7 protein-coding genes are annotated in these 7,956 nt (G+C 41.2%); 2 read left to right on the plus strand and 5 right to left on the minus strand.

From position 1 onward, the window contains the following. Positions 1-113 precede the first annotated feature (113 nt). The 3 genes from EHQ47_RS04935 to EHQ47_RS04945 are packed head-to-tail and all read right to left on the minus strand — an operon-like array spanning position 114 to position 3,169. Positions 114-455: a hypothetical protein gene (locus tag EHQ47_RS04935; protein WP_135776662.1), complete on the minus strand. Its 342-nt coding sequence runs from the start codon at positions 453-455 to the stop codon at positions 114-116. Between the two features lie 9 nt (positions 456-464). Beyond that, positions 465-2,546 (minus strand): polymorphic toxin-type HINT domain-containing protein, encoded by a 2,082-nt coding sequence (locus tag EHQ47_RS04940; protein ID WP_135776663.1) that lies wholly within the window; start codon positions 2,544-2,546, stop codon positions 465-467. Next, positions 2,543-3,169, minus strand: coding sequence for a hypothetical protein (locus tag EHQ47_RS04945; RefSeq protein ID WP_135776664.1), 627 nt, complete (start codon positions 3,167-3,169; stop codon positions 2,543-2,545). Before EHQ47_RS04945 ends, EHQ47_RS04940 begins: the two co-directional genes overlap by 4 nt. Positions 3,170-3,517: 348 nt before the next feature. On the opposite strand from EHQ47_RS04945, the gene EHQ47_RS04950 reads away from it, so the two are divergent. Together EHQ47_RS04950 and EHQ47_RS04955 are read left to right on the plus strand one after the other, a co-directional pair. Beyond that, complete coding sequence (locus EHQ47_RS04950; RefSeq protein ID WP_135747826.1) at positions 3,518-3,754, plus strand: DUF433 domain-containing protein; 237 nt, start codon at positions 3,518-3,520, stop codon at positions 3,752-3,754. Beyond that, a complete protein-coding gene (locus tag EHQ47_RS04955) occupies positions 3,751-4,110 on the plus strand; it encodes a DUF5615 family PIN-like protein (RefSeq protein ID WP_135776665.1) in 360 nt (119 codons plus the stop codon). Before EHQ47_RS04950 ends, EHQ47_RS04955 begins: the two co-directional genes overlap by 4 nt. A gap of 660 nt (positions 4,111-4,770) precedes the next feature. Here the strand turns inward: EHQ47_RS04955 and EHQ47_RS04960 are convergent. Both EHQ47_RS04960 and EHQ47_RS04965 read right to left on the minus strand, forming a co-directional pair. Then, on the minus strand, positions 4,771-5,496 hold the full coding sequence (locus tag EHQ47_RS04960; protein WP_135776666.1) for a hypothetical protein: 726 nt from the start codon (positions 5,494-5,496) through the stop codon (positions 4,771-4,773). After that, on the minus strand, positions 5,496-7,956 hold a 2,461-nt coding region (locus EHQ47_RS04965; RefSeq protein ID WP_208727388.1), incomplete at its 5' end, for a polymorphic toxin-type HINT domain-containing protein. The genes EHQ47_RS04960 and EHQ47_RS04965, both read right to left, overlap by 1 nt.

Below are 7,956 nucleotides of genomic sequence, written 5' to 3' on the forward strand. Positions count from 1 at the left end.
CTTTGTTTTTCATAACTACTCTCGCACCATAATTGTTCAGCGTGTCAGGCTCCGTAATTCATATTATCAACTTAATTGGAATGCGTATTCAATTTTATCAACGTTTAATCTATTCACTTAATTGGAATCGTTGGAGTGAATAACGATCTATATGTTTCGCGATTGGCATTCCACTCAAGAAATGAATCATATTGAGTTTTTGCCGGAGGGGCATCTTTGAAAGGGGCAAGCGATGCCTTAGGATCATTTTGTCCAGTTTTAAAACCATATGGCGATGATGGCATGCTTTTCTTTCCTATTTTTGGAATTCCTATTGACAGAGTGGTTCCAGCCCCTCCCTCTTCGCTTGAAATAAGTCCAATGCTTCCTACTAAAAACCCTGCGGACACATCAAACATAGGCGTTTCTCCGCCTAAATATTCCTTTGCGGAAGCTCTCATATTGGTGATATTCAAACTTGGACCTCAGCTAAGACCGGCAGTGGGCCCCCTGTTAATAAAATATCCGAAACTATTTTTGCCATTATATGTAATTTCTCTATAGATCCCTACCTCACCCATATAACCTGAGCCAACAGTTGCATCGACTGAAGCAGAAATAAGTGAAAGTGAAGGCTTGACTGAATCTGCACACATTTCAGGTCCACAACTTCGAGAAGCCACTGGCGAAACAAAGTTACACTCATTATGCACCCAAACCCCAACTTCCCCCACAAAGTAGGTATGATACCCTTCCACCTCAAAGTTATAAACTGTCTCTTCCCGCTCATCAATGGTGATGTCGGTAATGGCAAGTTCCTTTCCATTCGCCCCAAGAGCCACATCCCCAGGATGTAAATCTTTTGCCTGCACCCAAGTTGTGTTTTCTATAGAGAACTTCTCTAAGGCATAACCTTGTTTTTTCACACGGAACGGGTGGTTCCAAGTGGTTTCTAGAGTTGTTCCATCAGCAAAGGAAACAGTGTAGATAGCATCTGTTTGGCGGATAAAGGTCTCAACTACCTTGCGGTAAGAGACTTCTCCTGTTTCATCGGATTTGGAAAGAACTAAATCTCCAACTCGGATGTCTTCAATGTTCTTTAAGCCCTCTTTGGTATGAACTTTCGTTCCAGCGACGAAGCAAGTTCTTGCCGTAAAGACTGCATTACCTTTAGCGTCTTTTTCCATCCAACCAGAATGGTCGCCGAATTTGCCTCCAAGTTGGTCTGCAAAATCGGTAATGTTACCAAAAAATCGATCTGACATATCAGTTCGGGTAAGGTGTGTATTTCTATCATTTTGAACCTGTTGTATGAGTTTTTCTTTTGTTTCTTCATCTAACCTGGCCCACTGTTCGTCCGTATATTTTACATTTTTAGATTCTAACCACTGTTTCTTCGTACGGTCGACTTCTTGCGCTTTACCGTAAACATTTTCAGAAATGTTTTCCATAGCACTCATGTTAGATGCCTGGCTAAGAGCTATGCCATCAGTATAACTTGATGTGTTTTGGCTCATGGAGAAACCATTTCCGCTATCATACGTGCTTTGGAAGTAGGAATTTCCAGCACTGATGTTAAACCCTCCGTCAATACCGTATCCTAAGCTATAGTTTTGACCCGCTTGGTTACCGTAATCTAGGGAAACACCTCCGCGTTGCGAGATGGATAGTGTTCCCGATCCCGCACTACCAAGTGCATTCCCATTAAATGGGTTGTTCGTGAATTCTCTACTTACTTGTGCTCCAATGCCATCTCGTTCATTGAACGTTAAAGAATATCCTCCAGTCCTTGCATTGTTGGCATCAAATTGATTTTTGGTGACATACGCACCATACCCTTCCGATTTATTATAACTTACTCCGGCAGCATACCCACTTTTGGTTGCAATGCCCGCACTTCCTGCAAATCCATCATTCTCTGACCAACCAACGCCTAGGGCCAGACCATATTGATTTTTGTAGCCCGCAGCCACACCAAAACCACCAGATTTACTATAATTTACACCAACGGAAATATCATAACATATCTGACCGCAGGCTTCAGCAACACCGGTTAAAGCATTTCCAGCGCCTACCAGCAGATCTCCGCCGTAATCGCTTCCAACGACAGAACCTGCAAGTTTCAGTAATTCCCCGGTAGATTTTGCATTGAGATTCAGACTTGCTCCAAACCCATCCTTTTGTGAATAACTGACTGACTGACCATAGGCACCGACACTTCCACCAAATCCTTCAGACTCTGAATAACTAAGATTTACGTTTAAGGCAGAACCGCTTCCAGCCATTAAACCCGTAACAAACCCACCAGCACCTGCGACAAGGGCAGATGTAATACTTCCCGAAGAACTATAGGCTTCCATCGCTTGCATCGCACCCATCACGAGGCCCGCAGCCAATCCACCTGAAGCAAAAGTTGCCGCAAGAGCTACACCTGTTTTAATGATGTCTTTATTTTTATAAACCGTAGCGGCAACAGATGGACCAAACACTGCACCAGCACCTTGTGCCATCGCGTCATTCTTAAACGCCTCTCCCTCTGCCTTGATCTCGTTGTATTTTTCCTTCATCTTAAGGATAGGATAGTACTGGTTGAAGTGGTGAGTTCCGAAGGTTCCCCCACTGTCGGTCCAACCAAGTAACCAGAGTTCTTCGCTGATTCGATCATGGCTTCTTTGCCTTTTTCATCAGCTGAGTTAAACTCAAACATCTTTTGAGGATCGGTTGCAAGCTGACCTAAAGCAGATTGTGCAGCTTGGGCGACTCGTGCCATAGCCTTTGGATCAAGCATTGTTAAACCGACTTCACGGTTTTCTGACTTCTCAGGATCAAAGGTTTGTTTGAAGTCCGTTTGCATTTGGTTACGAGCCAGTCTCACCATCATTGTGAGTTCTGCACTGGCAGGTGCGTCTTTCCCTTGCAAAGATTGGTAATCGGTTAGATCCCATTCCTTTCCATTGGAATCTTTGACAGTCGGCAATTTATCCGGTTTGATATAGAAGAAATCAGCATAGGTAGGGTTTCCTAATTTGTCTACAGCAGACCTCACATACGCTGACCCCAACTTGATAAAGTTATCCTGCAATAATTGCATGGTTAGCTGTTCATCAAGGGCTTTGTTTTGTTCCTTTATCGTTGCTTCAAAGGTTAGTGGTAAAGACCAAAGGGAATCCAATGTTTGGAGGACTGCCATTTGTTTACTGCGATCCTCCATAAAGTTCAGAAGTCCTCACTCCTGCCAGCGTCCCTTCCGGGTCCGACTGGCGAGCTTAGGCCATCCTTGGCCACGCCTCCGTGACGACCTCTTCACTTGGTTAAGAAAAGAATTGATAAATGTTTATTTGGGCGCCTCGAATCCGTTAGTCGATAAATGTTTCTATCTGGAAACGACCGCGCTATCCGCTCCAATCTTTCCGATCTGTTAGTGAATCAAAATAGTTTACTTTATGGAAAGGATTTCCGCTGCTATCGCTGGCGCGAGGGACTGGTAAGAATCAAGATTTATCTTGACAGAATTGTTTTTTTTACTCAAAATTTGTTTATGCACTCTGGTTTGATAAATCGCATTACTATAAATCCCGATATCTGTCACGGAAAACCTAGTATTAGAAACCAGAGGTATACAGTTGAGTTGGTTTTAGATCTATTATCTTCCGGAATGACTCAGGCTGAAATTATCAATGACTACCCAAATATCGAAAGAGAGGACATTCTTGCCTGTTTAGAATTTGCATCTCAACTTATAAAAGTGAAGTCAATCTATAAAGCATCTGCATGAAGTTTTTCATAGATGCTCAACTACCAAGATCTCTAGTTGAACTTTTTAAAAAGAAAAAAATTGAGGCTCTCCATGTTGAGGATCTTCCTAATGGAAACAAGACTAGCGATTCCGAAATTGTTAAATATTGTGACTCGAATCAATATATTCTCATTACGAAAGATTTTGATTTTTTAGATTCGTTTCTATTAAGAAAAAATCCGACGAAATTACTAATTATCACTACCGGTAACATCAAAAATAGAGAACTACTAATGTTATTTGATCAATTCCTTTCAATCATCGTTGAAGAGTTTAATCACGAAAATTGGATAGAAATTTCAAATGAAGGTTTGATCATACACTCAGATAAGTAATCTTACATAGACTTAAATGATTTGAGCTTTCACAAGACGTGTTCGAAATCTAATTTTGTAATCTTGATTTACGATAAATCCGAAATCAATTCCATCTCAGACAAAGAAATAAACGATATACTTAAAGAAATTTCTTAACGAGTTCACCATCCCCTCACCAATCCTCCACAAACCGAGAGATGGAAACTGCGACTTGGAATCCACTCCGGTGTTAGGTGGTCTCTACCACACCTACTCTTGGAAGAAAACCGCTTAAGAGAGTTACTCTCTTTTATATTTCGGTTTGTAATGATTGTTTACAAGCTTTGATTCAATAATCTCTTCTGTAAAAGAGAAGAATTCTTTATATCCTTGCGATCAACGGAACACTCATTTTTGGAACAAAGTCTTTGTGAATCACTAGAAATCGATGAATTCTGTTTATTTTTGTCTCAAGGATCGGCACCGTTTGCAACTAGCGTCTAACTTAACGAAGATTTTGTCCGTTATTTTAGTTTTGGCGAGGCTCAACTCATTTTGGGAACAAAGTCTTTGTGAATCACTAGAAATCGATGACTTCCGTTTGTTTTTTGTCTTCAAAATCGTTCCTGTTTGCAATCAGCGTCTAATTTGACGAACATTTTGTTCGCTATTATAGTTTTGGCGAGACTCAACTCTGCTTCACCATTTACTTATGCTAGATTGTTTTTTTTTTAGATGAGAGAAGTCATTTTTATCCATCTCTTTTACTCGCTGATAGTAGCCATTCTGATAAAGATCTTTGTCAAAATTGGGAAACTCCCATGCGCATGGTTCAGCTAAATATGTATCTTTAAATTCGATTGCCCTACCGCTTTCCTTATAATAGAACTTCAGGTCACAGTAACCCTCTGGCCAAAGCAAGCCTATACTCCCATTTTTAGCCTTGTACTTCTCTACTACATCTTTTGTTGCATTCGGGCCTAAGGTGGTTTCGGAGGTATTCGGATCTAAGTAATATTCCTGAAAAACTGAGTAATCCACTAGAATGCCTCGATAAAAGAATAATGAAACGGTTTGAACTTCTTTTGTTTGAGTTCGTCTGATAATATTCTTTCCATCATCAGTTTCAGAATGTTCTGATATAGTTCCATAGTAACTTACAATTCTATCGACAGGGTAATAATCTCCTTCAATTTTATGAGGAAGTACATAACTGCCAAAGTATACTTCAGCAAATTTTTTAGTACCGAGGGAAGTCAATATATCTCTTTCAGTATCACTACCAATTCTTAGCTTAGTTATACTAAGAATTGGTATGTATTCAAACACATTGTATTTATACTCTCCATGCACATCCATTTTTTTTTCAAAACAAACGTTGAATAAATTGAACAAAAGAACCAATAATAATACGTTTCGATTCATTATTTCCCTTTGTTCCTTTGATAATATTGAAGAAATTCTTCCTGATAGGTGCCAAGGAAGCTATGAGTTAGGTAGCTACTATCATAAGGTCTTTTTTGTTCTACACTAATTGCCTTATAATTGTCTTTACTATTATCGGAAGTCTTGGTTCCCCAAGCTGGTCCAGTTACTTTATCATTCTTATGCATAATATCCGTCCAGGATTTGACACGCACATTGATGGCATTTTTATTTGCTCCGCCAAAGGTAAATACATCGGCATTAATTTTGCTTGTTATTGCTGCGTTGCTAACTCCATTCTCGATTGTGCGCCCTCCGGCACTATGACCTAAAATCGTTCCTCCTTTTTCAAATGCACCCGCATCAATTAATGTGGTCAAGGAGGAAGAAATCACACTGTCATCCAAATTCCATGTCTTCACATTACTCACTTTCCTATCTCTAAATAAATGGATGGTAGCACCTATTTTACCCCCTGCTAATACATCCTGTCTGTTTACGTGTCCTGTAATGGATTGATACATCTGCGCAGCATCCAACCCAGAGTTCCCGATCCCATTTGTAGATGCTACGGCTTCAGTTATCTTATTATCAGATATGTACTTCCCCAATTCAGATTTCTTAATTACTTGTAATTTACCTTTTTTATCCATCACCATCCCATCACCATGTTCCATCAGTTTTCCATTTACTAAGGTGAATTCCTCGCCGTTTCGCTGTATCATTTCAATCTCATTTACAGTACCATTCGCTAATTCCTGCGTATGAATTTTTGAGTTTTTGGAATCATTTGAGAGTTTCCAACCTGCCTGCCCGCTACGCATTTCATCGGAATAACTCATTTTACATGATGGTATTTCTTTGCATCCAGAAGATAATGAAGGAATTGTATTTCCGACTCCGTATCCCGTATCATTATGCACCCAAACCCCAGCTTCTCCCACGAAGTAGGTATGATACTCTTCCACCTCAAAGTTATAAACTGTCTCTTCCCGTTCCTCAATGGTGATATCGGTAATGGTAAGCTCTCTTCCATCAGCACCAAGAGCCACATCCCCAGGATGTAAATCTTTTGCCTGCACCCAATCAGTTGTTTCTATAGAGAACTTCTCTAAAACATGACCTTGTTTTTTCACACGGAACGGGTGGTTCCAAGTGGTTTCAAGTGTTGTTCCATCGGCAAAGGACACAGAGTAGATAGCGTCTGTTTGGCGGATAAAGGTGTTCACTACCTTGCGGTAAGATACTTCTCCTGTTTCGTCGGATTTAGAAAGAACCACATCTCCCACTTGGATGTCTTCGATGTTCTTTAAGCCGTCTTTTGTATGAACTTTAGTTCCTGCAACAAAACAAGTTCTTTGGTGGAAATTTCCTTTCTCATCAATATAACCACTTCCAAAACTAATTTCTTTACCAGCGATCGACCTGCCCACATCTTCAAAGAAGCCACCAATCTCTCCAAAGGCACTTCGTGACTTCCCGGTATCCACAGTTCCAAACTTGTCGCTTGGGTGATTTAATTTACCGCCCTTATCCAGTTCCTTCACTTTAGCCTGGAACGCATCCGGATCGCCTGCTGCATCCGCTAACTCTTTGTTGTTAGGATTCGCTTCCAAGATACCTTGCACATAACGCCCATGTGCATCAGCCATAGTCGCCGCTAGTTTTTTCTTCGCTTCCTCACTTAATTCTCCACCCATCGCTAACGCTTTAGCCTTTGCCATGTCTGCTAGGAAGTTCTCATTCCCGGTTAACATATTCGTTTCTAAGTCGTAATTTAGCGCGTTCGCTCCCAATGCATTGATAGATGCTGTAAATCCATGTGTCTTTGTGTTATAACTTGCTCCACCGGTCACACCACCAATCGAAGGTGTTGACACACTAGCTGTCACTCCACCAAACGCAGTGTTAGTTACATTAATGCCGCCTTTAGGGACGTATTTATTTACACTCTCTGAGAAGCCTATCGATTGACCAAATCCATCTCGCTTATCATAACTCAAGCCCACATCCAAGGATCCAGCAAAGTCTCCATTCTTATTCTGAGCACCTGTTCCAATCCCTAAGCCTACATCAGCTCCTGTAAATCCTTTCTGATCGAAATTCAATCCTGCATTTAAGGTGAGGCGATTGTCGCCGGTTAATCCCATTTGTAAGCCGACACTTCCCGAGAAACCGCTTTTCTCGTTATAAGATATACTTCCACCAAGAGCCAATCCTCCCGCTAGTTTATATCCTCCTCCCACACTTGCTCCAAAACCTTCATCATAGCTGTAACTCAAATCATACGATAACGCTCCTGCGGTGAACGTTTGAATATAGGCATTTCCAACAGTTGCGGCTCCTGCGAGTGCCCCAAGTACTCCACCTTCATAGGCTCCCTTTACTGTTTTATACGCAGCAAGGGCAATCAGGGATGCTCCAGCAGTAAACGGTGCTGCAATTACAGCAGCCACCGAA

It is taken from the genome of Leptospira bourretii, from assembly GCF_004770145.1.
Taxonomy (GTDB): domain Bacteria; phylum Spirochaetota; class Leptospiria; order Leptospirales; family Leptospiraceae; genus Leptospira_A; species Leptospira_A bourretii.